The organism is Streptomyces sp. WELS2, from assembly GCF_013870595.1.
Classification (GTDB): domain Bacteria; phylum Actinomycetota; class Actinomycetes; order Streptomycetales; family Streptomycetaceae; genus Streptomyces.
In genome coordinates, this window is sequence record NZ_JACBWZ010001331.1 from 1 (window position 1) to 1,113 (window position 1,113).

The window sequence follows — 1,113 nt, forward strand, 5'->3', positions numbered from 1 at the left end:
ATCCCGGCGATCCGGGTGGACGCGCCCGTCGTGCAGGTGGGGCTGGACGCGGACGGCTGGGTCGCCGCGCCGCCGCCGGAGAACCCCGGCCAGGCCGGCTGGTTCACCGGCGCGGTGTCCCCCGGGGAGAAGGGGACCGCGGTCATCGTCGGCCATGTCGACAACAAGCAGGGCCCCGCCGTGTTCTACGGGCTCGGGGCGCTGCGGAAGGGCAACCAGGTCGAGGTGGTGCGCCAGGACGGCAAGACGGCCGTGTTCGAGGTCTACGGCGTCGAGGTCTTCGCGAAGAACGCCTTCCCCGGCGACCGGGTCTACGGCTCCAAGGGCGCCCCGGAACTGCGGGTCATCACCTGCGGGGGCGGCTTCTCGAAGCAGAACGGCTACGACGGCAACGTCGTCGTCTTCGCCCGCCTGGCCGCGGTCGTCTGAACCGGGCGCCGCCTCACACGCGCCGGCTCGGCACGGTGAGGTGGTAGCCGGAGTCGAGCAGATACGGCAGCCATTCGCGGATCGCGCGGACGGTCTGCGAACGGTCGCCCCCGGCGTCGTGGGAGAGCACCACGACGCCGGGGGCGGCGCCGCTCTCCACGTGGTCGACGATGGTGTCGGTGCCGGGCTCCCTCCAGTCGGTGGTGTCCACGGTCCAGGCCATCGGCTCCATGCCCATCTCGGCGCCGAGCTGGAAGGTGGCCCGGTTCCAGGCGCCGTAGGGCGCGCGGAACCACTGGGGCCGGTCGCCGTAGGTGTCCTCGATGATGTCGCTGGTGCGCTCCATCTCGGAGCGGATCTCCTTGCGTCCGAGGGTCGTCAGCAGCGGGTGGGTCCAGGTGTGGTTGCCGACGACATGGCCCTCCTCCGCCATCCGGGCGAGCAGTTCCCGGTTGTCCACGACGCACTCCCCGCAGACGAAGAACATCGCCCGGACCCGGTGCCGGGCGAGCGTGTCGAGGATGTGCGGGGTGTACTCCGGGTGGGGGCCGTCGTCGAAGGTCAGCACCATGCGCCGGCCGCGTCCGGAGATCCGCAGGATGGGTTCCTCGCGCACCTTGAGCTTGCGGGGCGGGGTGCGCGGTGGCCCGTATCCGGTGAGCGGCTGGAGCCGGAAGGCGGAGG

Annotated in this window: 2 protein-coding genes; one reads left to right on the forward strand and one right to left on the reverse strand. The window is 71.9% G+C overall.

Annotated features, from left to right (window positions below):
• Positions 1–429 (forward strand): class F sortase (locus H5J33_RS36130; RefSeq protein ID WP_181798886.1); only part of this gene is annotated, 429 nt, incomplete at its 5' end.
• Positions 430–442: 13 nt separating this feature from the next.
• Here H5J33_RS36130 and H5J33_RS36135 read toward each other — a convergent pair.
• Positions 443–1,113: polysaccharide deacetylase family protein (locus H5J33_RS36135; RefSeq protein ID WP_181798888.1), on the reverse strand; the 671-nt coding region annotated here is incomplete at its 5' end.